Annotated in this window: 22 protein-coding genes and 1 pseudogene; 10 read left to right on the top strand and 13 right to left on the bottom strand. The window is 61.8% G+C overall.

Features of this window, described 5'->3' with window-relative positions:
• Nucleotides 1-4 precede the first annotated feature (4 nt).
• The 3 genes and pseudogenes from F3H41_RS17205 to F3H41_RS17195 all read right to left on the bottom strand — a co-directional run bounded on the left by F3H41_RS17205 (nucleotide 5) and on the right by F3H41_RS17195 (nucleotide 2614).
• A complete protein-coding gene (locus tag F3H41_RS17205) occupies nucleotides 5-658 on the bottom strand; it encodes a methionine ABC transporter permease (RefSeq protein WP_149739919.1) in 654 nt (217 codons plus the stop codon).
• Nucleotides 639-1679 (bottom strand): annotated as a pseudogene (locus F3H41_RS17200) (ATP-binding cassette domain-containing protein); the annotation flags it as partial. The gene F3H41_RS17205 and the pseudogene F3H41_RS17200, both read right to left, overlap by 20 nt.
• A gap of 143 nt (nucleotides 1680-1822) precedes the next feature.
• A complete protein-coding gene (locus tag F3H41_RS17195) occupies nucleotides 1823-2614 on the bottom strand; it encodes a MetQ/NlpA family ABC transporter substrate-binding protein (RefSeq protein WP_149739917.1) in 792 nt (263 codons plus the stop codon).
• 245 nt (nucleotides 2615-2859) lie between these two features.
• On the opposite strand from F3H41_RS17195, the gene F3H41_RS17190 reads away from it, so the two are divergent.
• Complete coding sequence (locus F3H41_RS17190) at nucleotides 2860-4347, top strand: sugar ABC transporter ATP-binding protein (protein WP_149739916.1); 1488 nt, start codon at nucleotides 2860-2862, stop codon at nucleotides 4345-4347.
• Nucleotides 4344-5372 carry an ABC transporter permease gene (locus F3H41_RS17185; protein WP_149739915.1) on the top strand — a complete coding sequence of 343 codons (1029 nt, stop codon included), beginning with the start codon at nucleotides 4344-4346 and terminating at the stop codon, nucleotides 5370-5372. Before F3H41_RS17190 ends, F3H41_RS17185 begins: the two co-directional genes overlap by 4 nt.
• 105 nt (nucleotides 5373-5477) lie before the next feature.
• On the opposite strand, the gene F3H41_RS17180 is transcribed toward F3H41_RS17185, so the two are convergent.
• The gene (locus F3H41_RS17180; RefSeq protein ID WP_149739914.1) at nucleotides 5478-6893 is read right to left on the bottom strand and encodes an LLM class flavin-dependent oxidoreductase; all 1416 of its coding nucleotides are present in this window, start codon (nucleotides 6891-6893) and stop codon (nucleotides 5478-5480) included.
• A gap of 397 nt (nucleotides 6894-7290) precedes the next feature.
• Between F3H41_RS17180 and F3H41_RS17175 the strand changes: the two genes are divergently transcribed.
• Together F3H41_RS17175 and F3H41_RS17170 are read left to right on the top strand one after the other, a co-directional pair.
• Nucleotides 7291-8313, top strand: a complete 1023-nt coding sequence (locus tag F3H41_RS17175; protein ID WP_244616257.1) for a substrate-binding domain-containing protein — start codon at nucleotides 7291-7293, stop codon at nucleotides 8311-8313.
• Nucleotides 8314-8455: 142 nt separating this feature from the next.
• Nucleotides 8456-9682, top strand: a complete 1227-nt coding sequence (locus tag F3H41_RS17170) for an acyl-CoA dehydrogenase family protein (RefSeq protein ID WP_149739912.1) — start codon at nucleotides 8456-8458, stop codon at nucleotides 9680-9682.
• A gap of 127 nt (nucleotides 9683-9809) precedes the next feature.
• Here F3H41_RS17170 and F3H41_RS17165 read toward each other — a convergent pair whose 3' ends face one another.
• From F3H41_RS17165 to F3H41_RS17145, 5 genes are all read right to left on the bottom strand, one after another.
• Nucleotides 9810-11024 (bottom strand): SfnB family sulfur acquisition oxidoreductase, encoded by a 1215-nt coding sequence (locus F3H41_RS17165; protein WP_149739911.1) that lies wholly within the window; start codon nucleotides 11022-11024, stop codon nucleotides 9810-9812.
• Nucleotides 11025-11049: 25 nt separating this feature from the next.
• Nucleotides 11050-12033: an ABC transporter permease gene (locus tag F3H41_RS17160; protein WP_149739910.1), complete on the bottom strand. Its 984-nt coding sequence runs from the start codon at nucleotides 12031-12033 to the stop codon at nucleotides 11050-11052.
• Nucleotides 12033-13082 carry an ABC transporter permease gene (locus F3H41_RS17155; protein WP_149739909.1) on the bottom strand — a complete coding sequence of 350 codons (1050 nt, stop codon included), beginning with the start codon at nucleotides 13080-13082 and terminating at the stop codon, nucleotides 12033-12035. Before F3H41_RS17155 ends, F3H41_RS17160 begins: the two co-directional genes overlap by 1 nt.
• Nucleotides 13072-14613, bottom strand: a complete 1542-nt coding sequence (locus F3H41_RS17150) for a sugar ABC transporter ATP-binding protein (RefSeq protein WP_149739908.1) — start codon at nucleotides 14611-14613, stop codon at nucleotides 13072-13074. Before F3H41_RS17150 ends, F3H41_RS17155 begins: the two co-directional genes overlap by 11 nt.
• A 71-nt stretch (nucleotides 14614-14684) precedes the next feature.
• Complete coding sequence (locus F3H41_RS17145; RefSeq protein ID WP_149739907.1) at nucleotides 14685-15689, bottom strand: sugar ABC transporter substrate-binding protein; 1005 nt, start codon at nucleotides 15687-15689, stop codon at nucleotides 14685-14687.
• A gap of 325 nt (nucleotides 15690-16014) precedes the next feature.
• Here F3H41_RS17145 and dinB point away from each other — a divergent pair, with 325 nt between their 5' ends.
• From dinB to F3H41_RS17125, 4 genes are read left to right on the top strand one after another with little or no spacing between them, the layout of a single operon-like run.
• On the top strand, nucleotides 16015-17106 hold the full coding sequence (gene dinB, locus F3H41_RS17140) for a DNA polymerase IV (RefSeq protein ID WP_188129515.1): 1092 nt from the start codon (nucleotides 16015-16017) through the stop codon (nucleotides 17104-17106).
• A 30-nt stretch (nucleotides 17107-17136) separates the two neighbouring features.
• The gene (locus F3H41_RS17135; protein ID WP_188129514.1) at nucleotides 17137-17886 is read left to right on the top strand and encodes an exonuclease domain-containing protein; all 750 of its coding nucleotides are present in this window, start codon (nucleotides 17137-17139) and stop codon (nucleotides 17884-17886) included.
• The gene (locus F3H41_RS17130; protein WP_149739905.1) at nucleotides 17883-18254 is read left to right on the top strand and encodes a hypothetical protein; all 372 of its coding nucleotides are present in this window, start codon (nucleotides 17883-17885) and stop codon (nucleotides 18252-18254) included. The genes F3H41_RS17135 and F3H41_RS17130 overlap by 4 nt, the downstream gene beginning before the upstream one ends.
• Complete coding sequence (locus F3H41_RS17125; RefSeq protein ID WP_149739904.1) at nucleotides 18251-18775, top strand: 2'-5' RNA ligase family protein; 525 nt, start codon at nucleotides 18251-18253, stop codon at nucleotides 18773-18775. The genes F3H41_RS17130 and F3H41_RS17125 overlap by 4 nt, the downstream gene beginning before the upstream one ends.
• 327 nt (nucleotides 18776-19102) lie before the next feature.
• On the opposite strand, the gene F3H41_RS17120 is transcribed toward F3H41_RS17125, so the two are convergent.
• The 4 genes from F3H41_RS17120 to F3H41_RS17100 form a co-directional block, all read right to left on the bottom strand.
• Nucleotides 19103-19312, bottom strand: a complete 210-nt coding sequence (locus F3H41_RS17120) for a DUF2945 domain-containing protein (protein WP_149739903.1) — start codon at nucleotides 19310-19312, stop codon at nucleotides 19103-19105.
• Between the two features lie 604 nt (nucleotides 19313-19916).
• Nucleotides 19917-21179, bottom strand: a complete 1263-nt coding sequence (locus tag F3H41_RS17110) for a type II toxin-antitoxin system HipA family toxin (RefSeq protein ID WP_149739902.1) — start codon at nucleotides 21177-21179, stop codon at nucleotides 19917-19919.
• Nucleotides 21176-21403 carry a helix-turn-helix domain-containing protein gene (locus tag F3H41_RS17105; protein ID WP_149739901.1) on the bottom strand — a complete coding sequence of 76 codons (228 nt, stop codon included), beginning with the start codon at nucleotides 21401-21403 and terminating at the stop codon, nucleotides 21176-21178. Before F3H41_RS17105 ends, F3H41_RS17110 begins: the two co-directional genes overlap by 4 nt.
• Nucleotides 21404-21550: 147 nt before the next feature.
• Nucleotides 21551-22462, bottom strand: a complete 912-nt coding sequence (locus tag F3H41_RS17100) for an HNH endonuclease (RefSeq protein WP_149739900.1) — start codon at nucleotides 22460-22462, stop codon at nucleotides 21551-21553.
• A 155-nt stretch (nucleotides 22463-22617) separates the two neighbouring features.
• Here F3H41_RS17100 and F3H41_RS17095 point away from each other — a divergent pair, with 155 nt between their 5' ends.
• Nucleotides 22618-24966 (top strand): hypothetical protein, encoded by a 2349-nt coding sequence (locus tag F3H41_RS17095; protein ID WP_149739899.1) that lies wholly within the window; start codon nucleotides 22618-22620, stop codon nucleotides 24964-24966.
• Between the two features lie 262 nt (nucleotides 24967-25228).
• On the top strand, nucleotides 25229-26230 hold the full coding sequence (locus tag F3H41_RS17090; RefSeq protein WP_149739898.1) for a GntR family transcriptional regulator: 1002 nt from the start codon (nucleotides 25229-25231) through the stop codon (nucleotides 26228-26230).
• The last annotated feature ends 1 nt before the right edge of the window (nucleotide 26231 follow it).

Genomic DNA, 26231 nt, shown 5'->3' with positions numbered 1-26231 from the left:
AGCTTCAGCGGGCGCGCAGGCGCCGCACGGCGGTATCGCCGATGAACTGGACGAGGCAGACGGTGGCGATCAGGACGGCGAGAACCGCGAGCATCACCGTGGTGTCGAAACGCTGGTAGCCATAGCGGATCGCCATGTCGCCGAGCCCGCCGGCGCCCACGGCACCAGCCATGGCGGAAGCGCCGATCATCGACACGATCGTGATCGTGAAGCCGCCGACGAGGCCGGGCAGTGCTTCGGGCAGCAGCACATGGCGGATGATGTGCCAGCGCCGGCAACCGATGGCCTGCGCCGCCTCGATCAGCCCATGCTCCACCTCGCGCAGGCTGACCTCGGCGATGCGGGCCAGAAACGGCGTGGCGCTGATCGACAGCGGCACGATGGCGGCCCAGACACCGATCGTTGTCCCCGTGACCAGCCGCGTGAAGGGCAGGAGCGCCACGAGGAGCACGATGAATGGCGCGGCGCGAAAGCCGTTGATGACGGCACCGAGCACCCGGTTGGTGCGCGGCGCGTGAATGAGGCCGCCGGGCGAGGACAGGACGAGGAACACGGCCAGCGGCACGCCGACGAAGAGCGCGATCACGGCGGAAACGCCGACCATGGTCAGCGTGTCGAGAAAGGCCTGCCAGAGGCGGTCAAGCATTTGCGGGGACATAACCGATGATCCTTGCGGCATTGACCAGATCCTGGCCGGAAAGACGGGACGGCAGATCGCCTGATGCCGGCGCCGAGACGATCAGGCGGCCGCTGAGGTGGCCGTCGATGCGGTCGAGCTGGCTTTGAACGATGCGTGCTTCTGGCCCGAGCAGCGCCACGAGCCGGGCAAGATCGGGTTCGCGCCCGCCCTCGCCCGTATAGGCGAATTCGATGATGGCGAGCGACGCGTCATCCACCGGGTTTGGCGTCATGCGGCTGGCGATCTCCTCTGGCAAGCCGCGCGTCAGCGGCGCAAGCAGCGCCTGCGTCGCATCATGCCGGGGATTGCCGAAGACCTTCCAGACGGGACCTGTCTCAGCGATGCGGCCAGCCTCGAGCACCAGCACCTCGTCGCAGATCTCGCGAATGACGCTCATCTCGTGGGTGATAAGCACGATGGTAAGGCCGAGGCGACGATTGATGTCCTTCAGCAGCGACAGGATGGACAGCGTCGTTTCCGGATCGAGCGCGGATGTCGCCTCGTCGCAGAGCAGGATTTCCGGGCGACTGACGAGCGCCCGGGCAATGCCGACACGCTGCTTCTGGCCGCCGGAAAGTCGGGACGGATAAGTGGTCTCCTTGCCCTCGAGGCCGACGAGCTTCAGCACCTCCGCCACCCGCGCCTCGATTTCGGCCGCACCGACGCCCGCCACCAGAAGCGGCAGGGCGACATTGCCGAACACGGTCTTGGCCGAGAGCAGATTGAAATGCTGGAAGATCATGCCGACGCGGCGCCGGAGCGCGACGAGTTCATCCTCGCCATAGGCCGCGATATCCTGGCCATCGACCAGCATCCGGCCGGCGGTGGGCCGCTCCAGCCGGTTGATGGTGCGCAGCAGGCTCGACTTGCCCGCACCGGAGCGGCCGATGATGCCGAAGATCGCGCCAGCGGGAATGTCGATGCTGATATCCTTCAGCGCCTCGACGCGGCCCGCCGAGGATGTATAGACCTTCTCGACACCCTCGAAGCGCACGGACCCGGCCGCCGGCGTCACGTGAGTGCTGGAGAGCCCGGCATTTGACGCGGCGCCTGGGCGCCTCTCTGATTTCGCATGATGACGCGCTACCGCGCCGGTTTCGGAGATCGGGTGGTCTGCTCCACCCAGAAAAGCGAGGCTCATGGTCACCACGCGATCGTGTAGAGCTTCGGATTGCGGGCAAAGCCGGTATCGATCGCTTCGCGCACGGCCTTGGAGGACTGGTAGAGTTCGACCACCTTCTTCAGCGCCGGATTGTCGGCCTTCGCGGCATTGGCGGCAAAAACGATGGCGAACTGCTTGTCATCGATGCCGGAATAGATCAGGGCCGAGCCGGGATCGAAGGTCTTGGCCGCAATGATGAAGTGGGGATAGCCGAGCGCCAGATCGACATCGCCGGTCACGCGGGCAAGCTGCGGGCCTTCCACTTCGCTGAAGGTCACGTTCTTCGGGTTCTCAACGATATCGTCCAGCGTGCCGAGATAGCCGACGCCGTCCTTCAGCTTGATCAGGCCACCCTTTTCGAGCAGTAGCAGGCCGCGCCCCTGGTTGACCGGGTCATTGGCGATCGCCACCGTCGCACCGTCCGGAACGCTGGCGAAATCCTTATGCTTCAGGGAGTAGATGCCGATATTGGCAAGCGTGCCGACACCGATCGGAACGATGGTATACCCCTTCTGCTTGATCGCATTGGTGAGGAAGGGCACATGCTGGAAGTAGTTGAGGTCGAGATCGCCGGCCTGCAGCGCCTCGTTCGGCGTCGTCCAGTCGCTGAATTCGATGACCTGCAAGTCAATCCCGGCCGCCTTCGCCTCCGGGACAAGGGCCTCGACGGAATCGCCATAGACCCCCGGCACGACGCCGATCTTCACGGTTTCGGCCGCGGCCGGCCCGGCAATGGCAATCAGGAGGGCAGAGAAAAGCGCTTTCAGTGTCATGGGAACCTCTCAAACATCGATTTTCATCTAAATTAATAGACGAAATGGTTTTTGAGAGAGATGTTTGTTCCTCCAAGCACCGGTTCGTAAAAAATTCTCCCTCGCAGCCGCCAGCCTCACCACGGCCCACGTCGCCTTTCGATGGAATAGTTTTTTCGACCGGGGCACCCGCGCGCAAAACGCATCCTTGCGGGGAGGCCTTTCGCCTCGGCACAGTGCACGCGTCCCAATTGCGGTTGATGCCCATGCCCCTCCTTCAAGCCAAGTCTCTCAGCCGGTCCTTCGGATCGACCCGGGCGCTTGCGGATTTCAGTTTCTCCATCGAGCCCGGCGAGATCGTTGCGCTGATGGGGGCAAACGGCGCGGGAAAATCGACCTTCGTCAAGATCATCTCAGGCGTGCTCGCCGCAGACGGCGGCGGCCTGACATTCAAGGGCCGGACCTATGCCCCCGCGACCCCCGCCGAGGCGAACACAGCCGGGGTCGTGACCGTTCATCAGTCGACCGATCTCGTCGGCATTCCCGGCCTCAGCGTCGGTGATGCGCTTCTGCTCAACCGGTTTGTCGATCGCAGCCAGCCCTTCTTCGTCTCCCGAGCGCGGGTTAGGCGCGAAGCGCAGGCGATGCTGCGGGACGCTGGCTTCGACCTTCCCGTCGACAGGGATTTTGCCGCGCTGTCCGCCGCCGAGCGGCAGCTGGTAGCGATTGCCCGCGGGCTTGCCAACCGGGCGGAACTGCTGATCCTTGACGAGCCGACGGCCAGCCTTTCGGCCACCGAATCCCGCAGGCTCTACCAGACGCTGCTCGACCTGAAGAACCGCGGCATCGCCATTCTCTATATCTCCCACCGCACGGCCGACCTCGAAGCCCTGGCCGATCGCGTGGCGGTGCTGCGCGGCGGACGGCTGGTCGAAACCTTTGCCCGTCCGGTGAACTTCGACCAGGCCATCGAGACGATGATCGGCAGGCCGCTTGCCTCTGCGCGCCCCGATGCGCGGGCCGCAGGCGGCGAGCCCATGCTCGAGCTTTCCGGCGCAAGACTTCTGCCCGGCAGCGATCCGTTCGATCTCACAGTGCATCGGGGCGAGGTGCTGGCAATCACCGGCGTTCTCGGCGCCGGCAAAAGCCGGCTGCTCTGCGCGATCTTTGGAAACGGCGTTCTGGCAGGCGGCATCATGCGGCTGGGCGGAGAGGCCTATACGCCCTCGAGCCCGCGGGACGCCGTGGATGCCGGTGTCTTCATGGCGGGCGAGGATCGGCATCGCTCATCGCTGATGCCGGCGGGATGGCCCGGGGAAGAAATCGCCGCGACCATCAGCCTCCCGCATCTCACCCGCTGGAACCCGGCCGGCCTGATCCGGCCGCGGCTGGAGCGGGAAAAGGCCAAGGCCGCGATCAGGCGACTCGGCATTCGGGCCTCCGGACCGGATGCGTCCGTCTGGACGCTGTCCGGCGGCAATCAGCAGAAGGTGGTTCTCGCGCGCTGGGAGGCCGAGCCCGGCAGGCTTTTGCTTCTCGACGAGCCGTTCCAGGGCGTCGATGTCGGCGCCCGCCACGACATCATCGCCGCCATTCGCAGCCGCGACGACCGCGCCACGCTGATCGCAACGTCCGATCCGGAAGAGGCCTATGAGGTCGCGGACCGCGTTGTGACCATGGACCACCACACCATTCTCCACAGCCACCGCGATGGCAATGCGTCGCCAGTGCGCAGCAGGGAAACCACCCAATGACAGCCCAAGACAACACGCCTGCCGCCGGAACACCGGCAAGGACCGGCGACGGTATCCGCGATATCCTGCGATCCGGCGCGGTGTTCATTCTGCTCGCTGCGCTGATGATCGGCTTCTCGCTTGCCGAGCCGGCCTTCATCAACCTCAACAATCTAATGAGCATCCTGCAGGCGGTCTCCGTCGTCGCGATCCTTGGCGTGGGCGTCACCGTCACGCTTGCCGTCGGCGGCTTCGATCTGTCGATCGGGGCGGTGGCCGCCTCGAGCGTCATGGCGGCAAGCTATGCCATGATCGTCTGGGGCCTCGGTACGGCCGAAACCGTCGCGCTGGTCCTGGCGCTGGGGGCGGTGATCGGGCTGCTCAATGCGCTGCTCATCGTCCGCCTCAAGGTTCCGGATCTGCTCGCGACGCTGGCCATGATGTTCCTGCTGACAGGCCTGCAGCTGATCCCCACCGCCGGACGCTCGATCTCGCCGGGGCTGATCCTGCCCGATGGCGCGACGGCGACGGGGAAATACGATCCGGCGTTTCTCACCATCGGCCGCTCCAGCCTCTTCGGCATCGTGCCGCTGCCGGTGATCCTGATGGCTGTCGTTGCGATTGCGCTTTACGTGCTGACGGAGCGCACGCGCATCGGGCGGCTCCTGTTTGCGACCGGTGGCAATGAGCTGGCGACGCGGCTCGCCGGTGGGCCGACCGACAGGTTGAAAACGCTGGCCTATGTGATCTCGGGGACCCTCGCGTCGCTCGGCGGGATCGTGGTTGCCGCGCGCGTCGGGCGCGGTGACGTTTCCTCCGGCGGCTCGTTGCTGATGGATGCCGTCGCGGCCTCCCTGATCGGCTATGCCGTGCTCGGCCTTCGCCGACCGAACGTCCTGGGCACGCTCGTCGGAGCGGTCTTCGTGGGCGTGCTGCTGAACGGGCTGACCATGCTGAACGCCCCCTACTACACCCAGGATTTCGTCAAGGGCGCCGTGCTGGTCGGGGCGCTGGCGCTGACCTACGGCATTGCCCGCAAAGCCTGAGGCGGCGAGCGCAAAGCCTGCCCCGGCCGGGGCGGAAGCGGGTTCGGGATGTCTTGCAAACGCGATCGGGCCCTCTCCCCGCACGCAGGGAGAGGGCGGGACCTGTTAGCCGTTCACAGACTTCGGCGACACCACCTGCTCCGCTTCGCGCTTCTTCACCGCCTCGATATCGCGGTAGAGATCGGCCGGGTGGGATGCGGGCAGATACGGCCCCTCACCGAACAGCTTCTCGCGCAACGTGCCGGGCTTGTAGGCCGTCGGATAGGCGCCGCGTCTTTGCAGTTCCGGCACGATGTGGGCAACGACATCCTCGAAGCTGTCGGGGGTCACCGCATAGGCGATGTTGAAGCCATCGACATCCGTGTCTTCCACCCATTCCTGCAGGATATCGGCGATGCGTTCGCGGGAGCCGACGAAGACCGGGCCCATGCCGCCGATACCGCCGAACTGGGCGAGTTCATCGATGGTCCAGGATTTGTCGCCGCCGGCAATATGCTCGACGAAGGAGTGGATGGCGTTCGTCTCGATTCGCTCCACCACATCCGTCGGCGCATACTGGCCGAAGTCGATGCCGCTCCAGCCGGACATGAAAGTGAGCGAGCCATCATAGGACACATAGCGCTTGTAGTCATCGAACTTCGCCTGCGCCTTTTCTTCCGTCTCGTCGGTGATGATGGTGATCAGCGTGTAGATATAGACCTTCTTCGGATCGCGACCGGCAGCCGCGATGCGCTCGCGGATGTCGGCGACATAGCCCTTCAGCACCGATTTCGTGGGTGCGGCGACAAAGATGCACTCGGCATGGCCGGCGGCGAAGGTCTTGCCCGGACCGGACGCCCCGGCCTGATAGAGAACGGGCGTGCGCTGCGGCGAGGGCTCGCTGAGATGATAGCCGGGAACGTCGAAATACTTGCCCTTGTGCGCGATCTCGTGAACCTTGGAGGGATCGGTGAAAATGCGGTTCTCACGGTCGCGCAGCACCGCGCCCTCTTCCCAGCTGCCTTCGAAGAGCTTGTAGAGCACTTCGACATACTCGTTGGCGACCTCGTAGCGATCGTCGTGACGGCGCAAGCCCCCCTGCCCGACATTCTTGGCGCCGCTCTCCAGATAGGAGGTCACGATGTTCCAGCCCACACGCCCCTTGGTGTGGTGGTCGGCCGTCGCGAGCCGGCGGGCGAAGGTGTAGGGATGCTCGAAACTCGTCGATGCCGTGATGCCGATGCCGAGATGCTCGGTCGCAAGCGCAATGGGCGCGGCGAGCTGCAGCGGATCGTTGACTGGGATCTGGGCCGCCTGATGGATGGCATGGTAGTTCGAGCCCTTGTAGACGTCGTAATAGCCGATGACGTCGGCGATGAAGATGCCATCGAAAATGCCGCGCTCTAGCGTGCGGGCGAGATCCTGCCAGTAATCCAGATCCTTGTACTTCCAGGATTTATCGCGCGGATGCGCCCAGAGGCCGGGTGACTGATGGCCGACGCAATTCATGTCGAAGGCATTGAAACGGATGTGGCGGGCCATGGGTCTCTCCGGCATTGCTGATCGGGCGCTGGAAAGCGCCATTTGGAAGAGCATACCCGGCTGCGGTAGCGGATACAGAAATTCTATATTTTTCATCAATTAATTTATGGAAGAGTTTTGCGTTCCGCTTCCTTGCGAGCCCGTTAGACCGCCTCGCGCTCTTCCATGCACCGTCTCCCGGCCGTGGGAAGGATGCCGTCAGACGGCCTACGCATCTATGCCGCGGATGGTGCTGCCGGAAGCAAAATATTCCCGTTCAGCCGCCGCAAATGGCACGGCCATATTTATCAATCTATTCTATAGATTTTAAACTTGACCCCAAGCCGCAAGATCGAGGGCCCATCCTCGAACGGCATTTGAGGGAGCATAGCATATGCGACAGGCGATCAAGACATTCATGGCCGCGACGGTGGTCACCTTCACTCTCTTTGGCGCCGCGCAGGCCGAAGGCCTTGCGGGCGCGCCTGCCCCGTTCGACAAGGGCGGCGTCAAGGTGGCACTGATCTCCTATATTTCCGCCGGCGATTTCTTCCAAGCCTACCAGGCCGGCGCCGAAGCCCAGGCCAAGGCGCTCGGCATCGACCTGCGCGTCTTCCCCGGCCGGCAGAACGCCGCCGAGCAGCGCGACCAGATTCAGCAGGCGATCAATCTCGGCGTTCAGGGCATCGTCATCGATCACGGCCAGCCGGAATCCCTGACGGATGTCGCCCAGCAGGCGCTGGATGCCGGCATCAAGGTCGTCGCCTTCGACGTCAATCTCAACAACCCCGCCATTCCGCAGGTGGAACAGAGCGACCATGAGCTTTCCCGCCTCGCGCTGGAGCAGGTGGTCAAGGACAACGGCACCGCGTTCAACGCCGGCTATGTCTATGTCGCCGGCTTTGCCCCGCTCGACCGGCGCAACGAGGTCTGGGAAAAGTTCAAGGCGGAGAACAAGGGTGTCGTCGAAAAGGCGCGCTTCGGCGCGGTCAACGACACGACCGCGACCAGTACGGCCGACCAGGCCAAGGCCGTGCTGACCGCGAACCCCGATATCAGCGTCATTTTCGCACCCTATGATGAATTCGCCCGTGGCGTGAAGCTTGCGGCGGCCGATCTCGGCATTTCCGACAGGCTGAAGATCTATTCGGCCGACGTCTCGACCGCCGATATTCAGGAAATCACCGAGGACGGCAGTCCGTGGGTGGCGACCGTTGCGACCAACCCCGCCGTCGTCGGCGCTGTCTCGATCCGTGCCGTGGCGCTGAAGATCGCCGGTCAGGATGTCCCGGCGCAGGTGCTTGTCAAGCCGGCGCTCCTGACCCAGACGGCGCTTCGCGAAGCCGGTGTCAAGACGATCGAGGAACTGGCGGCCAAGGTTCCGGCCTTCAGCGACAGCGATGCTGTCACCGCCGACTGGATCCCGGCAAAACTGTTCTGATCTGCCTGTCTCGGATCAAAACCCGGCCAGGAAAGCGCCCTCCCCTTCTCCGCTCCGGGAGCCTCGGCTGAACGCCGGGGTTCCCCTTTGGATGGAAGGGCGGCGCCCTGTTTCTTTTTCGAACAAACATCAGGAGTTTGAGATGACCGCCTTGCATCTGCTCAAGGAGCGCGACCAATCCCCAACCCAGCCAACGAGCCAGCGGGAGGACCTGTTTGCCAGGGCAGCGGCGATTTCCGCCGATCTTGTCCGCCGCGGCGCCAAACTCGATGCCGAAGGCAGGCCACCGCTCGAGGACATCACGACATTGAAGGCTGCGGGCCTGCTGACCGCACTTCACCCGACCGAGATCGGCGGCGGCGGGCTCGATTGGATCGATGGGCTCCGGTTGGTGCGCATCCTGGCGCGCGGCGAAAGCTCGATCGGCCAGTTGCTCGGCTATCACTATGTCAACAGCCAGTATCCCTACTGGGCCGTGTCCGAGTCGCAGAAGGCCCATGATCTCGGCGTCGAGACCGTGCAGAAATCCCTCTACTGGGGAGCCGCCGTCAATCCGCGCGATCCGGGACTGACGCTCACGAAACGCGGCGATCAATACCTTCTCAACGGCCGCAAGACCTTCTCCACCGGCGCGCATGTTTCCGACCGCATCAACGCCAATGCCGCCTATAGGAACCAGGTCGCCAACCTCGTGCTGCCGACCGATCGCGCGGGCTACATCGCCTATGACGATTGGGACAATATCGGCCAGCGGCTGTCCGACAGCGGCAGCGTCGAGTTCAAGGACTACGTCGTCTACGAGAGCGATTTCCTGTTCCCGCTGGTCGAGAAGGGTGCGGCACCCACGGTGCTGGCGACCTTCAATACACCGCTGATCCAGCTGGTCTTCGTGAACTTCTACATCGGCACGGCGGAGGGCGCGCTTTCGGCGGCAACCGACTATGTGCGCACCACGACGCGACCCTGGGTGACCTCAGGTGTCGCGACGGCCAGCGAAGATCCGTATATTCTGGAGCGGATCGGGGAGTTCCGCGCAACGCTCAAGGCGTCGGCGGCGCTTGCCGATGCTGCGGCGCACGCCGTGCAGGCGGCGCTTTCGCGCGGGCGCAATGTCACCGAGCGCGAGCGTGGCGAGGCGGCGATCGAAGCCTATACGGCCAAGGTCAATGCCACCCATGTCTCGCTCGACGTCACGTCGCGTGTTTTCGAGCTGATGGGCGCGCGGGCAACCGCATCCCACTACCGCTTCGATCGCTACTGGCGCAATGTGCGCACCCACACGCTCCATGATCCGGTGTTCTACAAAGCGCGCGAAGTCGGGGATTTTGCCCTGAACGGACGCGTACCGGAACCGAGCCTCTACAGCTGACCTTCGCCGGGCCTCGCCTGCCCGTTAAGACTCACAAACCGCGGCCGGCGCCGCGGTTTTTTGGTGCACGAAAAAGAGCCGTGGTCTCAGGGGATCACGGCCCAACTGCACCCAATCGGATGAGAGATCAGAGAGCGCCGCTGCGGGGCGGAATGACGCCGTTCAGGTGGTAGTTGCCGACGACGTGGTATTTCCAGCGCACGGGATCATGCAGGGTGTGGGTGCGGGCATTGCGCCAGTGGCGCTCGAGGTTGAAGCCGCGCTTGGTCGACGCCGTGCCGGCGAGTTCGAAGAGGATATTGGTCGCGTCGAGCGCGACTTCCGTCGTCAGCACCTTGGCGGCGGCCACCGCAAGTGATGCCGCGACGGTGTTGGTCTCGGTCGGCGTGATCTGGGCCAGATCGACCTTGCGGCCAGCGCGCTCCACGGTCGCCTCTGCCGCCTCGATGCTGATGGCAATTTCGCCGATGCGCGCAATCGTCAGCGGATCATCGGCGGCGCGCTCCACGCCGCTATCGGTCCAGGGTCGTGCACGCTCGCGTACGAAGCCGATGGTTTCCTTCAGCGCGGCCCGGGCAATGCCGAGATCGACGCCGGCATGGATGATCTGCCCGACCGAGCCGATCGTCGTCGGCCGCTCGAAACCCTTGTGATGGTGCACGACCGCATCGGCCGTCACGAAGACATCCGTGAGGATCGTGGAGCCGCTGCCCGTGGTGCGCTGGCCAAAGCCGTCCCAGTCATCGACAATCTCGATGCCCTCGGTCCCCTTCGGCACGAAAGACATGGTCAGCAAGTCGTTGTCATCCAGCGCAAAGATAACGACCCAGTGGGCAAAGAGAACGCCTGTCGAATAGAATTTACGACCGTTGATGCGGTAGCCGGCGCCATCTGCCGTGATGCGGGTATGGTAATGGCCGACGGTCTTCGTGCCGGTTTCCGACAGCGCATTGCCGAACTGGTCGCCGGCCAGCGCGCGGCTGAAATAGAAGTGCTTCTGGTCCTCGCTGCCATCGTGGCGCAGCGCTTCGAGAATATAGAAATGGTTCTGCGGAATCTGGCCGATCGAGCTGTCAGCCTCCGAAAGGATGGCCGTGACTTCCGCGAGCACCGCATTCGAAACGTCGATGCCGCCATATTCGGACGGCACGGTAATGCCAAGGAGGCCGGAGGCGGAGAGTTTTTCCAGCTCCTCGTAGGGCAGCGCCCGTTCCAGATCGCGGCGGCTGGCACCGCTCGAAAATTCGCCGGCGAGATGCCTTGCGATCGACAACGCTTCCTCTTCGCTGGCGATGCGATGGGCGGAGCCGCGATGCTCCGCGATTTTGGTGACACTGCTCATGACATGTCCTTTCGAAAGGGAAGGCTCAGGCCCGCGACGCGGCCTTGCGATTGGCAAAACCGATGGCCAGGACGAAGAAGATCAGGAGACCCGTGGCGACCTGCTGCCAATAGAAATTGAGCCCCGACAACAGCAGTCCGTTTGCGACGATGCTCAGAAGCAGAACGCCCAGAACCGTGCCGGGAATGTTCGGTCGGCCGTGCGGGTCGAGCGTCGTGCCGATGAAGGTCGCACCGATGGCATTCAGCAGGAAGGCATTGCCGGAGGAGGGAATGTAGACAGTCACCGTCGATGTCACGATCAGCCCGACAATGGCGGCGATCGCCGAGACCAGCACGTAAGTCAGCGCCGTATAGCGCGACAGTGCGATGCCGGAATAGCGCACGACGCTGGCCTGGATACCCGTTGCCAGCACCACCCGGCCGAAGCGGGTGTGCGATAGGATCAGATAGGTGCCGAGGATCACCGCGAAGGCAAGAACCAGCGGAACCGGAATGCCTGCCAACGTGCCGTGACCAAGGAAGCGGAAGGCTTCCGGCACGCCCGATGGTGGCAGATAGACCGGGTTTCCGCCGTTGGTGAGTAACTGCTGGGCGCTGCGCCCGACGAAGAGCGTGCCAAGCGTCGCAAGAAACGGGGAAATGCCGATGCCCGAAATCAAAAGGGCGTTGAAGACCCCGACGAGCGTGCCGCCCGCGAGGCCACCGAGGATTGCCAGCGGGATCGGCTGGCCGGCAAGCACCAGCGACACGAAGGCGAAGCTGGCAAAATCGATGGCCGTGCCGACAGACAGATCGATACCGCCGGCCGCGACCGCAAAGGTCATGGCAATGGCGACGATGGCGAGCAGGGCGAAATTGTTGACCAGCACGCTTAAGAGATTGGCGCCGCTGAGAAAGGCGGGCGCGATGGCGGAAAAGATCGCGAAGACGACCACGAACGCAGCGACCAGAGCGTAGCGCGCCAGCCCGCGCAGGGAGGAAGAGGCAGAAGACGCGTTGCTGGCCATCACTGGTTTCCCTTGCGTTGCAGAAGCGTGGTGGCGGAAACGACCAGCAGGATCAGCAGACCCTGAACCCCGCTCACCAGCGTGCTGGAGATGTTGAGAAGCTGGAAGCCGTTGATGAGAGACGAGACGAAGAGGGTCGCGAGCAGCGTGCCGCCGATGGTCGGCACCAGACGGCGGGAAAAGACAGTGCCCAGGAGCGCAGTCACCACGACTGGCAGGAGCATGTCGCCCGCTCCGGTCGTGCTGCCGCTGAGATAGGAAACGGAGAGAATGCCCGCGAAGCCGCCGCACAGGCCACTCGCCAGAAAGGCGCCGGAAATGAAGAGCTTGACGCGAAGCCCTGCCGCCCGCGCCGCTTCGGGAAACTCGCCGACGGCATAAAGGCGTAGGCCAAGCGGCGTATACTGCACCAGGGCTGCCACGAGCGCCGCGAAGCCGAGCAGCACATAGGCCAGCACCGGAATGCCGAAGGGGCCGCTTGCCGAGACGGCGGAGAGGAAGTCGCTCGATGCGGGAACGACGGTGTTCTGGGTCAGCACCAGTTCGAGGCCTGCGACGACATTCATCACCGCCAGCGTCGCCAGCAGCGGCACGATGCCGGCGAGCGTGATTGCCGCCGCATTGATCGCGCCGATGACAAGCCCCGTGCCGAGGGCACCGATGATGGCGACAGCATCCCCCTGCCCGGCCTGCAAGAGCGAGGCATAGACGGCCGCGCTCAGACCCATATTGGCCGCCAGCGACAGATCGATGCCGCCCGTTACCACATTGGAGCCGCCAGCGATGATCACGATCGTCAGCCCGATCGCCAGGACGCCGGCGATGGCCGACTGCCCGAGCACATTGCCGATGTTGCCAACGGTGAAGAAGTAGGGCGCGGCGATGGAGAAATAGACGAGCACGCCGATGAACACCGCCATCGAACCCTGGCGCAGGGCCAGCACGGCGAGCCTGCGTCCAAAGGCGCCAGTCGCAGTTTTTGTCGCGCCCGTTTCATGTCGGACGGGAGCAGACAGCGCAGTGGAGAGATGGGCAGCATCAACCGACATGGCGAAGGGTCTCGTTGGCGCCGGTCAGTTCGGCAAGAACCTGATCCGGGGATGTTTCGGCCGAGATGAATTCCCGCGTGATCCTGCCGCGGAAGAAGACGAGCACGCGATCAGTGATGCCGAGCAGTTCATCGATATCGGAGGACAGCACGATGACGGCGGCGCCGCGCGCGGCAAGCTCGCCGATCAGCGTGTAGATCTCGACCTTTGCCGCGATATCCACGCCGACGGAGGGTTCGTCGAGCAGATAGATTTCCGACTGGCGGCTCAGCCATTTGGCGATCGCCACCTTCTGCTGGTTGCCGCCCGAGAGCGTGCGCACCAACGCATCGGCACTGTCGGTCTTGATCTGCAGCCGCTCGATCAACTCGCGGGCCTGGCGCTTTTCCGCGCCCTTGTCGAGCAAGCCGGCGCGCCCAAAGCGGTCGAGGCTCGCAAGCGTCGTGTTTTCGCTGACGGTGAGATCGAGCGCCACGCCATCCCGCCGCCGGTCCTCCGGCACCAGTGCCAGGCGCTTGGCCGTCGCGGCAGCGGGACTTGCAGAAAACACCGTCTCACCTTCGATGGCCACCGTGCCGGCCGTTGCCGTTTCCAGGCCGAAAAGCGTCCGCAGCAGCTCCTTCGCGCCGGAGCCGACCAGACCCGTCAGGCCCAGCACCTCGCCGCGGTGGAGCGTCAGCGAGACATCGGCATATCGATTGGCAAGGCCGAGCCCATCGAGTTCGAGAAACGGGCGGCCGGGCAAGACCTTCGGCTTCGGATAGAGCTCGGCGATATCGCGATTGACCATCAGCGCACCGATTTCCTTGGCCGAGGTTTTCTTGACGGGAAGTGTCGCGACATCGCGGCCATTGCGCAGCACTGTGACCGTGTCGCACAGATCGACGATCTCGCTGAGGTAATGGGAGATGTAGAGGATGGTGATGCCCTCGTCGCGCAGGCGACGGATGAGCGTGAACAGAAGTTCGGCCTCCCGCCGCACGAGGGCCGCGGTCGGCTCGTCGAACACCAGGATCTTCGGATTGTCGAGCAGCGCGCGGGTGATCTGGACGATCTGCTTTTCCGCGGCCGTCAGCTCGCCGATCAGGGCCGAATGCGGCAGGCGAAGACCGAAGTAGCGGTCGAGAATCTCGGCTGACGTCTGCCGCATCCGCTTGCGATCGAGGAAGGGAGTGCCCGGGATGCGCGGTTCGCGGCCAAGGAACAGCGCTTCGCCGACGGTGAAGGTCGGCACCAGCAGCCTGTCCTGATGAATGAAATGGATGCCGAGATGCTCGACCTGCTGGGGCGACAGGCTGGCATAGGCAGTGCCATCGATTTCGATCACGCCCTCGTCCGCCGCATGCAGGCCGGCCAGGAGCTTGATCAGCGTCGACTTGCCCGCGCCGTTCTGGCCGACGAGGCCATGAACCGTGCCCCGCCTTACGGCGAGCGAAGCGCCGGAGAGCGCCTGCGCACCGCCGAACCTTTTGACGATATCGCTCAGGCGGATGATATCGTCCGCCTCATTCCATACAACCGACGTCGCCATCCCATCCATTCCCTTCAAGTCGGACGCGCGCAAGCCGCGGCCATCAGGCCGCGGCGCAGTGGTTCCGGCAATCAGCCGAGCCCAAGCTTCTTGGAAATCTCCCCGACATTTTCCTTGTTGGCGAGCAGCGCCGGCACGTAGGTTTCGCGCGGCAGGGTGCCGCCGGCCAGAAGCTTGGCAACGTTGCGGATGGCGGTGCGGCCGAGTTCGGCCGGCTGCTGGGCCACGTCGGCGGCAGCGGGCGAGTTCGGATCCGCGACCAGTTGCAGGACTTCCGGGCTGCCATCGACGCCATAAGTCTTGATCTCGGTACGTCCGGCGGCCGTCAGCGCCTGGGTAGCGCCGAGCTGCGGAACATCCCAGGCGGCCCAAATCGCCTTGATGGAGCCCTTCTCCGGATACTTGTTGAGGATCGCCGTGATCTGGGTGAAGGCATCCTGGACCGTGTTGGGGATGACGTCGCGCAGTTCCGGCTGAATGATCTGCACTTTCGGGAAATACTTGATGACATTGACGAGCTGATCGTAGCGGATGGCGCAGGGCGTCACCCCGTAGAAGCCGTTGAAGACGACGATATTGCCTTCGCCGCCGATGTCGGACACGAGCTGCAGCGCGAGATCCTTGCCGATAGCCCAGTTGTCCGAGGTGGAATTGTTGACCGAATTGGTCGTGCCGACGTCGATGGTCAACACCGGAATGCCGGCATCGCGCGCCTTCTTCAGCCAGGGATCGATGACGCTGACCGTGCCGAGCAACTGGACGATCGCATCGGGCTTCTGTGCGATGAGGGTCTGCAGTTGCGAAACGAGCTTGCCGTCATTGCGGCCGGCGTCGACCGCGATCGGCTCGCCCCCGAGGCGCTTCACCTCCTCGATCTGGGCGTTGTAGGCCTGAAGGTCGAAGAAGTGGTCGGTGCCCGCTGTGCTGATGCCGATGCGCTTGCCCTTGAGCGAAAGCTCTTCCGCAGCAAAGGACGGACCGCTCGAGAAAAGCCCAGCGCCCGCGACCGCGCCCACCGCGGCGGTCAGCTTCAGGAGATTGCGGCGGTTCACGCCACCCAGAAATTCATTGCTCATGCCAGCCTCCAAATTGTCTATAATATCTATATATTATTAGATCAAAATCGGGAGACAGGCAGAATTTTCCAATTCAAAACGAGCGCGCGAAAAATCTGGCTTGCATCCACCCGGGAGCCAAGCCTCTCACATTTGCAGAACCTCAACGGAGCGGTAAAGATCGACCATCCACGAGGACCCTTCCCTCGCCGGGTTTCAAGCAGGAAAAGGTAGGGAAGCGCGGCGCGGGGCCTGCAAGGCGGTTTGCGATCGGCATAAAGGATGGTATGTTCACTTTCCGTTCCGTGAACACGATACGAGTTGCCGCAGATCCATGACCGACACGATGGCACCAGCAGAGGCAATCCGTAAGATCATCCATGTGGATATGGATGCCTTCTATGCCTCGGTCGAGCAGCGCGATAATCCGGAATTGCGCGGCAAGCCGCTTGCCGTCGGTGGCGCCGCTGCCCGCGGTGTGGTGGCGGCTGCAAGCTATGAGGCCCGCACGTTCGGGGTTCATTCCGCCATGCCGTCGGTCACGGCAGCGCGCAAATGTCCTGAGATCATCTTCGTGAAGCCTCGCTTCGAGGTCTACCGGGCAGTCTCGCAGCAGATCCGGGAAATCTTCGCCGAATATACGCCGTTGATCGAACCCCTGTCGTTGGACGAAGCCTATCTCGACGTGACGCAAAACCTCAAGGGCATGCCTGTCGCCACGCAGATCGCGCTGGAAATCCGCGCGAAGATCAAGGCTGTGACCGGCCTCAACGCGTCGGCCGGGATCTCCTACAACAAGTTTCTGGCCAAGATGGCGTCCGACCTCAACAAGCCGAATGGCCAGGCGGTGATCACGCCCAAGAACGGGCCGGCCTTCGTGGCCAGCCTGCCCATCAAGAAATTCCATGGCGTCGGTCCGGCGACCGCCGAGAAGATGCGCAAGCTCGGGATCGAGACCGGCGCGGATCTGAAGGCGCAATCGCTGGCTTTCCTGACACAGCATTTCGGCAAGTCTGGACCTTACTTTCATGGCATTGCACGCGGGATAGACGACCGGCAGGTGCGGCCCGACCGGGTCAGAAAATCCGTCGGCGCCGAAGACACGTTCGCGGAAGATATCGACACTCTTGACCTCGCGACCAGCGAATTGAAGCCGCTTGCCGAAAAGGTATGGCGCCATTGCGAGGCCAAGGGGTTCAGCGGGAAGACGGTGACCGTGAAGATCAAATATTCCGACTTCACCCAGGCGACCCGGTCCCGGAGCAACAGCCTGCCTTTTGCCAACGGCAACGATGTTCTCGAGGCTGCGGCCAGCCTGCTGGCGACCGTCTACCCGTTCAGGCGTTCCGTCCGCCTTCTCGGCGTGACCTTGTCGTCGCTCACGAATGACCGTGTTGCCGGCGACGGGGAACTTCTTCAGCTCGGTCTTGATTTATGATCGTTGGAACAACGGAAAGAACCACCGACAGTGCCGAAAGCCCGCGTCCGCGTCATTGATCTCGAAACCGCTGGGAATGGCGCAACGGACGTCTGCGAGATCGGCTGGCAGGATGTCGTCTTCGATGAGGACGGCCGGTGGACCGTCAACGAGGAGCGCGGCGCGTGCCTGGTCAATCCGGGGCGGCCGATCGCGGCCGAGACGATGGCAATCCACCATATTCTCGACGAACAGGTCGCTGACGCGCCCTTCTGGAAGGACGTCGCGCCATCGATCCTGCGCCCAGATGGCGGTGTCGCGGCACTGGCGGCGCACCGTGCCGCGTTCGAGCAGCGCTATTGCACCCCGCGCCTCAGCGGTGGCGCCCCGTGGATCTGCACCTGGAAATGCGCGCTGCGTGTCTGGCCGGACCTGACACGATTTTCCAACCAGATGCTGCGCTATCAGCGCAGGCCCGAAGGCCTGGTCCACGAGCTCGGGCTGCCGGCCCATCGCGCCATGCCGGATGCCTATGTCACGGCGCATCACCTGCGTGACCTGTTGAACACCGCTTCGATCGAGCAGCTCTTGCAATGGACCACCGAACCCGGCCTTCTCCCGCGCGTTCCCTCAGGGCCGGACCGTGGCAAGAGTTGGGATCGGCTCGGCACGGACGCGCTGCGGGACTATCTTCGCGACCGGGACGCAGACATTCGCTTCAGCGCGCAAAGCGAATTGGCCAGGCGTGGTGAGAATGGAGAGGCGAACGCCGACAAGCCGGCACAGGGGTCATTCCTGTGACGACCGACACACCATCTTCACACGATCCGGACACGCCCGATGGTCGGTATTTCCTAGTGCGCGGGCGGCTCTGGCGCAAAAGCAATCCGGCACTCGACGCAGAAACGAGAGAAAGATTGGTCAGGGAACTGATGTCTGCCAGGCGCGCGGTGCAGGAAGCAAAGAACCATCCGGCCAAGATGCGACTGGCACGGCAGAGGGTAAACGAGGCGAAGGTCGCACTGGGCGAGCGTGGCCCTGTCTGGTGGGACGACGGCGCGCCGGATCTCAACCGGCATCTGGTGAAGAACACTCCCTATGCCGCCTGGTTTGATCGGCTGCCGAAAGACAAGTTCGACGCGCCACCGCAAAGCAGGAGATCTGATTGAAGACGCGCCATCCGCTCATCGTGATCGCTCGGATCAAGGACGAAGACCTCGCGCCATTCGATCGGCTAAGGCAGGCGCATTTTCCACCCGATCGAAACTTTCTGCGCGCGCACCTGACGATGTTTCATCGGCTTCCCGGTGAATATGAGCCGCAGATTTCCGATCTGCTCAACGGCGTCATCGGAAGCACGCAGGCGATCATGGCCAGGGTCGGGGGCGTAAGGCATCTCGGCGCCGGCGTCGCCTTTACGATCGAAAGCCCAGAGCTCGAAAGCATTCGTACCACGTTGAAAAGCCAATTCCTATCCTGGCTCGGCCCACAGGACATGCAGCCGTGGCGGCCGCACATCACGGTCCAGAACAAGGTTACGAGACCAAAGGCAGACGCACTCCATCTCGCTCTGCAGGCGAGTTTGAAGCCGTGGCAGATCGAGATCGTTAGCCTAGACCTCTGGGCCTACCTCAGTGGGCCATGGCAGCATGTGGCCTTCGAACCCTTCGCTGCCGCGCCTCAATTGTGAGAAGCCTATCTACGATTCATGCAATGAAGCTCGCCAGAATGTGCTCGGCTATATCGAGATTTTTACAAACCGAAACCCACACACGCAGGCTCAGGATGCGGTCGCCCGTCGAGTTCGAGAAGCAGCGGATGACCTGAGACTCTGAACTTCCTCCAAATTTGGTATAATCCGTCGCATCGTGGCGCTGAGCCCAAAACTTGGACCGCAAGAGCGCGAGGCAGTTCATTGTAAATTTGACACCAGGCGGATGCACCCCACCGCAACGATATCGAGACACCTTACATCACGCGCCAGAGCATCCGCCTTGATCATGCCCTCAGAACCCGCTCAGGTTTTGTGCAGTTGTTCAGGCTTGTGAGCCGCGCGCTTGCCCGACTTCGAGCTTTGCACGATGTACTGTGGATCGGATTTCGAGGCCTTCACCTCGTGACCCTTGATCTTCGTATCCGTCGTCTGCTTCTTGATGACCGTGCCCGTCGTCTTGCCCTGGCTGGTAGACCACTCGACCTTGTCGCCCTTGCTCAAAGACTTTGCCATTGGTTATCTCCGGTAAGAAGGTGCACGGCCCAAAGCCGCACTTCTGAACTGTTGATGCTGAAACAAGTTCCGCCGCTGTCTGGACATCCCGCGTTTGCCGGACTGTGGCCCATCACCAGCTCCCAAAATTTCAGCGCAGATGAACAGTCCAAGAGCATCGTTGAGAGGCCGCATGTGGCTGTCGCGTGTGCCAGTTTGCGAATTCACGTTCTGAACAGGTCCTAATCGCTCTTCCCCGCATGTTTAGGCACCGCGGCATTTTATCTGAAATCAGTGGCGCCTCTCGGCGTCACACTCGGCATCATTTTCAAGGCACTCGTGCCCTTCATCGTGCTTCAGATTATGGCTGGTGGACTGCTTATTGCGTTCCCGGGCATTACCGGACGCTGCGCGATGGAAAACAGCAAAGCCGCGAATTTTGGTCTTAATGGGAAAGGAAACAGAGACATCCAGTGGGGCCAATCCCAATACCCCCTTACTGCTTAAGAAGCCGCGGAAATTATTTCCGCGTTTCGTTGGGAGCGATAGGACTCTTGAAGGGACACGAACCACCGGGCCGTTGGTCGAAGGACAAAACGCTGGATATCCGCGACACGCCACCTGCTTAAGAGACCTGCTCCGCGGCTCTCTGTAGCAAACCAGCCCGACTAGAGATGACCTTGCGAATTGCACCCAGGATGGGGTGCCTGATCCCCTCTTCAGCCAGTTCTGCAACAAGGGCATCGGCCTCGCCCACAATCCTTTCCGCCATCTGGGCAAGATCGCGAACAAGGATACGCTGGGAAGACTTGGTGTCGGGCACAAGTGTCGTCCAATGCTTCAACTGGATCGTGTCGGGCACATCGCGGCCGCCAATCTTCATTGCGAGCCTCTTTGACAAGCGGGGATAAACAGCCGTGCAAACGACATCGTAGATTGGCGCCAGATCCGGTCCATCCGAGCCATAAAGCAGGGCGTAGTTCTTGCCGTGGGCATCGGCGTTGCCGACGAGATAGTTGAAGATCAGCATGCGGATGAACTGTAACCGATCCACGACAGGTCTAGCGCAGGCTTGGTCGATTAGCCCGAGAGACCGCTTCGTTCCCGGTCCACCTTCAGCCTCATACTTCAGCTCCGGCGGCACGCTAAGGGCCTGGCAAAAGTCTTCCTGGTGTAGGCGCTCAATGATGCCGTCTGCAGCCTTCGTCCGATCGTAACGTTCAACCAGGAGAAAGGCAGTCGCCCCGTCTAGGCGTATCTCGACATGAGGTACCGGCAGCTTGAGGCGGGCAGCCAGCCGCATACAAAAATACTCGTTCTCCACCGTGCCTTCCAACGCCTGGATGACTGGTTTCAAGATGTGGGTCGTTGGTCGCCCATCTCTCGCCAAGGCAATGGAATCTCCATCGACAATGACCGCCAGTTTATCCTGCGCGCCGGCGAGCGACAGACGAATGCCCTCGTCTCCGCCAAGCAAGGGCCGGTTCCGCAGCCTGCTGAGAATTTCATCCAGACGTTCCGAAGTGAGAATTTCGGCTTCGGACTGGCCGGAAGGTTCTGGCGCCGTGCCGGCGGGATAGAGTGACAAGGCACCTGCGCATTCACCCCCGATAACCTCCAGTAGCCCGAAGGCGTTGCCTGCCGAAAGGCCGAGCGCCCCCGCGAGGCGGTGCCGCGCGCCCTCATCCGGCAAGAGCCCTGAAAAAAACGATCGCACTACCTGATCACCAAATGGCTCTTCTCGCAGAGGCATTGAGAAGGAGATCGCCCGCGACGTCTGGTCCAGAAGATACGCGCCGTCATAGGTGAAGGTGAGCAGGCCGTCGTCAAGCCGCCCGAGCACGCCCGCCTTGGTGTCACGAAAATAGACGTCCAAGACGCGGCTCATGATCGCGGGCCCTGGCGACGCCCGACCGAAACACTGAGGCCAAGACCGGCCAAGACTTGCATCGCACGGCCAATCTGGCAGCTCTCTTTTCCGGCCTCGAGTTCACGCAGAAACCGTACGCCCACACCAATCACCCCGGCGAGTTGCTCCTGGGTTAACCCTTGCTGTTTGCGCTCCTGACGGATCAGCATGCCGAGGCTTTTTGCATCTTTGATCTTTTCCATAATCACCCCTATCGGGATGATTATATCATCAGATGGTGCAAAAGGAACACAAAAGAACCGATCGGGATGATTTTCTGATTATTGGCGCCGACCGACCGAAATAGACCCGCTCGGGATGAAAATACAACGCCAGACTTCCCTTGGCGCTCACTGCTTGAAGCAGTTCTCACGGTGCCATCTCAGGAACTGGGGATGTGGGCGCTCGAAGACCCTGCTAGGCACGATCGCCTTCCCAGTCTTGTTGAGGAGTCCTTGAATGCTGTCAGGATCATTCGCCTGACGCGATATCAGGATATCAAGATCGTCCGAAAGGCCAATCAGACCGCGATCAAACATCCAGTGTGCGGTACCCGAAAGAGCAATTCCGTTGGAAAGAATGTCAGGCCCGCTCGCTTCCACCGGCCGGATATGTGCGGCGTCGACCTCCGCCCGGCCACCACCGTTGATGAGCTTCAATCCCGTGATGGCGCATCGTTTATCATAAGCGTGAAGAACGAGCCGACGAAACAGCCGATTTCGAACGATCCGCGATGAGATTTGCATGACCCGGTCACGCTCCTGCTCGAACATAAAGGGCGCTTGAGCTTCATCGGCAAATCCATCGACCGTATGCGTCACCCCCGGACTATCCAGTCGAGGCAGTTCAGGCTCATGCTCGTCTATGCCGATCGATACGATGCGGTTGAAATCTGCTGCGGATATCGGCCGGACCGCGGCCTGTGCTCTGCCGGAAATGCGGCCCTCTTCATTCAGTACGCCTCGCTCTATGACACCGTCTGGTCCACTGAACGGAACGGGATTGATGAAGTCGAGATAGCTGCCGTCTTCGATCAGCGCCAGATACATGCCGGGGGCCTTCGGATCAGGAATAAGCCGTTCAACCTTGGCGACAGCAAAATAGCCGCGGGTCGCTGCGACTTTCCGAGGCTCGTAGTAGACGATCCAGTCACCCACACACGCCTGGACACGACCGAGATACTGGCCCGGAAACTGGTATTGTTCAGCCGGGCTATCGTCGTAAATCGAATCTGACCGGTGAATGAAAACCCCGAAGCCCATCTTCAACCTTTAGCATGAGGCTCTTGATGCTTCATTTGAAATCTGGGGACCTGAGCCCGGCCCCAAATGTTCGCCGCTGCGGCAATACCATTTGTTAAATGTCCGCTCCTACCCGCCCGCGCTCGGCACTGGTGCCGAGAGAACGGAATAAGAGCATGACAAAACACGATCTTTCAACTCATCACTTTCAACGAAAAATCTCGGATTTCTGCGACGTGCGCATCGCGCCAATCGCCTCACAGCGCGTTCTGGACAGCATTCGGCCCTATCTCTTTGGTCTTGTCATCCACCGCCGGCCACCACCGATCGTTAGTGGTCGTATGGATTGGACGGCCATTGGCGACGCATGCGGGATCGAAAACCAATTGACGTCCGAATTGAAGAAGGCGCTCCGTCCGGGACTGGACGCGATTATCCGCTGGCTCGGAGAACCGCCTGCCGCCGATGACATCCAGTCAACGAAAACACGCACGAAATCGCGCAATACCGTTCCCCGCAAGTCGGAAACTGTCACGCGCTCCAGGCCGCAACAGATCCTCTCCGACAAGACCCCGGCTGCCTCTTCGTCAGTGCCGAGGGGACCACAACCGAAACCAATCAGTCCTTTCCCTGAGCCATTGTTCGAAGCAACCGATGATCCAACCAGCTTCCACGATGCCCTCGTTTATCACATGCGCCGGTTCGGCGAGAGCTACTGGCAGCTTTACCGCGCCGTCGTTCGCCTGGGCGAGACGTTCGATGACAAGACTCTGCTGTCGTGGGTTCAGGGCGAGCGCGTGCCGCGATCTCTGACAAGCTTCGAGATCCTGTCCCGTATCGAGCGGCGCTACCGACTGGGACAGGGCTATTTCAAAGCGAAGCTGCCGCACCAATCCCGCTCCCTATACGGCCATGATATGGGCGACATCAGCGCTGCGGAGCGGCGACGACTTGCATGGCACCTTCCGGACAATTTCAGCAGCTTGCCGTTCTCCAAACGGGAGGAAATCATCGAATGGGTGCGCCGGGTTATTATCTCGGGCTCAACCGACTATCGTCGCTACCAGGCGGCGGCAACCAAACAGCGTTATGCAATACGATTTCCGGGGATCACCTATGGCGGAGGCACCCTGTCTGCACGACCGCAAATGAACCCGGACAGCACGAGCCACAATCCCGAGGCCTTTGAAGATCCTGATCTCCTGTCCGGCGTCGTCGATGCGCCGCCGCGGTTGGCTATGGAGATGGCCGATCTGATCCGCTTCAAGACATCGACGCTGACCGCAATCGGCTTCCAACGAAATGGAGTTTGGGGAGAGGAAACCGCATCCCAGAAGGTTGAGCATCTCGGCCTCATGTTCGGTGCACTTGCTGCCTCACCCGCCAGCGTCGTCAAAGGGCGCGGTGTGCCGCTCAGCCAACTAACCTTTGGCCTGTTGATCTTCCCGGGCGTTTGGGACTGGTACCTCCAATGGCGGGAGCAGCGCCGCGGCTTCTACACAAAATGGGAAGAAGACATGCTGATGGTGGCGCAAGCTGTCACGCGGGCGGAGGTGGGCTGGATCCGCCAGCATCCGGAGCTCCTGAAGAGGGTTCAGCCAATCGAAGGGCTGATCGCGCCGGAGGAGATAGAATTTGCAGCACGCGACTGGCACGGCGCCTGCGACGCACTTCACCGGCACGCTGCCAATCGCTCGAAGGAAATCCAGCGTGTTGTGCGCGTGCACCGCGATCCGTTCGAGCCGATCATGGTGGTTCTTGAAGCAGACAGCCCGCTGTCGGAATACCGCAAGATCACAGATGAGATCCTGAAGCGTATGCCGGATGAAAATCGTTATCCTCGGGCAGCAGCCGAAGCGGTCCGCTCTTTCCTTTTGCTGCGCCTCGGCCTGCATCTGGGACTTCGGCAAAAGAACCTTCGCCAGCTTCGCTTATGCCCACGCGGGCATTTCCCGACTTCAGAGCGGCGGCTGGAGGATATGAAATGCGGCGAACTACGCTGGAGCGATCGAGAAAATGGATGGGAGGTTCTCATCCCATCAATCGCCTTTAAGAACTCAGGCTCGTCATTCTTCGGACAGAAGCCGTTTCGCCTGATCCTGCCGAATTTGCTCGACCTCTACAAATACCTCGAGGCCTATATCGGTCGCCACCGAGGTGTGCTGCTTGGTTCCGCGAAGGATCCTGGCACCCTGTTCGTCAAGACGGTGAAGACAACCAGCCTGGACGCGGCATACGATTCCGCCAAATTCTATGAAGCCTGGCGAACCGTGATCCAACGCTACGGCATCTACAATCCCTATACCGGCCGCGGCGCGATCAAGGGATTGCTCCCGCACGGACCGCACAATCTTCGGGATATTCTGGCAACGCATATCCTCAAGCAGACCGGGTCATATGAGCAGGCGAGTTATGCAATCCAGGACACCCCGGATGTCGTTCAGCAGCACTACGGCCGATTCTTGCCGCAGGACAAGGCGGCGCTTGCGGCAAAGATCCTCAATCAGGTTTGGGAAGCCGCATAGCCGCTCGGATCAATAGCTGACCCACATCGCCCATGCAGATGCAAACCAAGCCCCGCATCTGCATGGGCCCTGCCGGTTGTCTTTGCCCTGATGGAAATCGAACCCGCTTCCTGTCGATTATACCCTCAAAGTAGCTAAAACTCCGAGTGCTAACGTACAGAGCGGAGTGCCTAGCATAAGATCTAATTATAGAACAAATCTCTAGACTGTCCTAATTTCTAATCTCCTCAATTCTCAGGTCTCCGGCGGAGAGCGCTAGATCGTGAAGCCCGGTTCGGTTGCGCCGTATTGCCATGGCATCCAGGCGAGCAAGCTGGAGACGGCGCACCAGAGGACGCAGACGACGCGAAGAGGCTGCCGAGAATGCCGCTTTTCGACCACACGCGAGTCGTCGTTTTTGACCAAAGAAACCCTGGCTCCGGTTTTGCCGGAGGAACCGCAACACGAGGCCTTTCACGGCGCCTGTGCACTTTCCCGACGTTCGCTGCTATTCAAGGTGGTTAGGGACAACTTGGCTGTCTGCGGGGCAGCAGCAGAAAAGGAAGCTTGCATTGTATACAGGATGCAGTATGGTGGGTTCATGGATATGACGTTTTCACACAAGCTTTCAGCGGGGATCGCCGGCAATCTCGTGGCCGTTCTGGAGGAGGCAATTGTCTTTCTCGAGCTTGCGCCCAGCGAGCGGCTGACCGAAGAAGACGTCGCCGAACGATACGGCGTCAGTCGATCTCCAGCGCGCGAGGCGTTGCGCTCCCTGGAAAATGACGGGCTTGTGCTGCGCGAGGCGCGCAAAGGCATCTGGGTCACGCCCATGTCGCTCCGAGATTTTGATGACATCTATCGATGCCGCATCGCGCTCGAAGCCATCGCGGCGGAACAGGCGGCTCGCTCGACCAACGGGGCGCTCAAAGAGCAGCTCTGGCATGTGCTAGACGACATGAAGCGGGCGCGGGAAGCCGGAAATGCGCGGCTGTTCTTCCAGCATGACGTGCGCGGTTCACAGCTGATCTACGAGATTGCCGACAACCCGACGCTTCGCCGCCTGCTGAAGGGGTTGGAAAAGCAGGCGCTGCGGTATCGCTACCATCTCTATCGCAACGACCGCAGCGTGGTGGATCTCTCCTTCGACGACACGGCGCGGGTGTTCCGGGCCATCGTCGATGGCGAGGCGGCGCAGGCCTACACGCTGGAGCACGATCTCATCGAGAAAATCTGGCGCGAGACTCGCGATGCGATCCGCGCCGAATTCGGAGAGGGTCGGTAGC

Source organism: Rhizobium sp. RU20A (genome assembly GCF_900155885.1).
Lineage (GTDB): Bacteria > Pseudomonadota > Alphaproteobacteria > Rhizobiales > Rhizobiaceae > RU20A.
The sequence above is the reverse complement of the archived record's forward strand: the minus strand, read 5'-3'. Positions and strand labels throughout refer to the sequence as shown.

Coding starts and splice junctions, on each gene's coding strand:
- F3H41_RS17205 (WP_149739919.1), bottom strand. CDS start 658: ATGTCCCCGCAAATGCTTGACCGCCTCTGGCAGGCCTTTCTCGACACG.
- F3H41_RS17195 (WP_149739917.1), bottom strand. CDS start 2,614: ATGACACTGAAAGCGCTTTTCTCTGCCCTCCTGATTGCCATTGCCGGG.
- F3H41_RS17190 (WP_149739916.1), top strand. CDS start 2,860: ATGCCCCTCCTTCAAGCCAAGTCTCTCAGCCGGTCCTTCGGATCGACC.
- F3H41_RS17185 (WP_149739915.1), top strand. CDS start 4,344: ATGACAGCCCAAGACAACACGCCTGCCGCCGGAACACCGGCAAGGACC.
- F3H41_RS17180 (WP_149739914.1), bottom strand. CDS start 6,893: ATGGCCCGCCACATCCGTTTCAATGCCTTCGACATGAATTGCGTCGGC.
- F3H41_RS17175 (WP_244616257.1), top strand. CDS start 7,291: ATGGCCGCGACGGTGGTCACCTTCACTCTCTTTGGCGCCGCGCAGGCC.
- F3H41_RS17170 (WP_149739912.1), top strand. CDS start 8,456: ATGACCGCCTTGCATCTGCTCAAGGAGCGCGACCAATCCCCAACCCAG.
- F3H41_RS17165 (WP_149739911.1), bottom strand. CDS start 11,024: ATGAGCAGTGTCACCAAAATCGCGGAGCATCGCGGCTCCGCCCATCGC.
- F3H41_RS17160 (WP_149739910.1), bottom strand. CDS start 12,033: ATGGCCAGCAACGCGTCTTCTGCCTCTTCCTCCCTGCGCGGGCTGGCG.
- F3H41_RS17155 (WP_149739909.1), bottom strand. CDS start 13,082: ATGTCGGTTGATGCTGCCCATCTCTCCACTGCGCTGTCTGCTCCCGTC.
- F3H41_RS17150 (WP_149739908.1), bottom strand. CDS start 14,613: ATGGCGACGTCGGTTGTATGGAATGAGGCGGACGATATCATCCGCCTG.
- F3H41_RS17145 (WP_149739907.1), bottom strand. CDS start 15,689: ATGAGCAATGAATTTCTGGGTGGCGTGAACCGCCGCAATCTCCTGAAG.
- dinB (WP_188129515.1), top strand. CDS start 16,015: ATGGCACCAGCAGAGGCAATCCGTAAGATCATCCATGTGGATATGGAT.
- F3H41_RS17120 (WP_149739903.1), bottom strand. CDS start 19,312: ATGGCAAAGTCTTTGAGCAAGGGCGACAAGGTCGAGTGGTCTACCAGC.
- F3H41_RS17110 (WP_149739902.1), bottom strand. CDS start 21,179: ATGAGCCGCGTCTTGGACGTCTATTTTCGTGACACCAAGGCGGGCGTG.
- F3H41_RS17105 (WP_149739901.1), bottom strand. CDS start 21,403: ATGGAAAAGATCAAAGATGCAAAAAGCCTCGGCATGCTGATCCGTCAG.
- F3H41_RS17100 (WP_149739900.1), bottom strand. CDS start 22,462: ATGGGCTTCGGGGTTTTCATTCACCGGTCAGATTCGATTTACGACGAT.
- F3H41_RS17095 (WP_149739899.1), top strand. CDS start 22,618: ATGACAAAACACGATCTTTCAACTCATCACTTTCAACGAAAAATCTCG.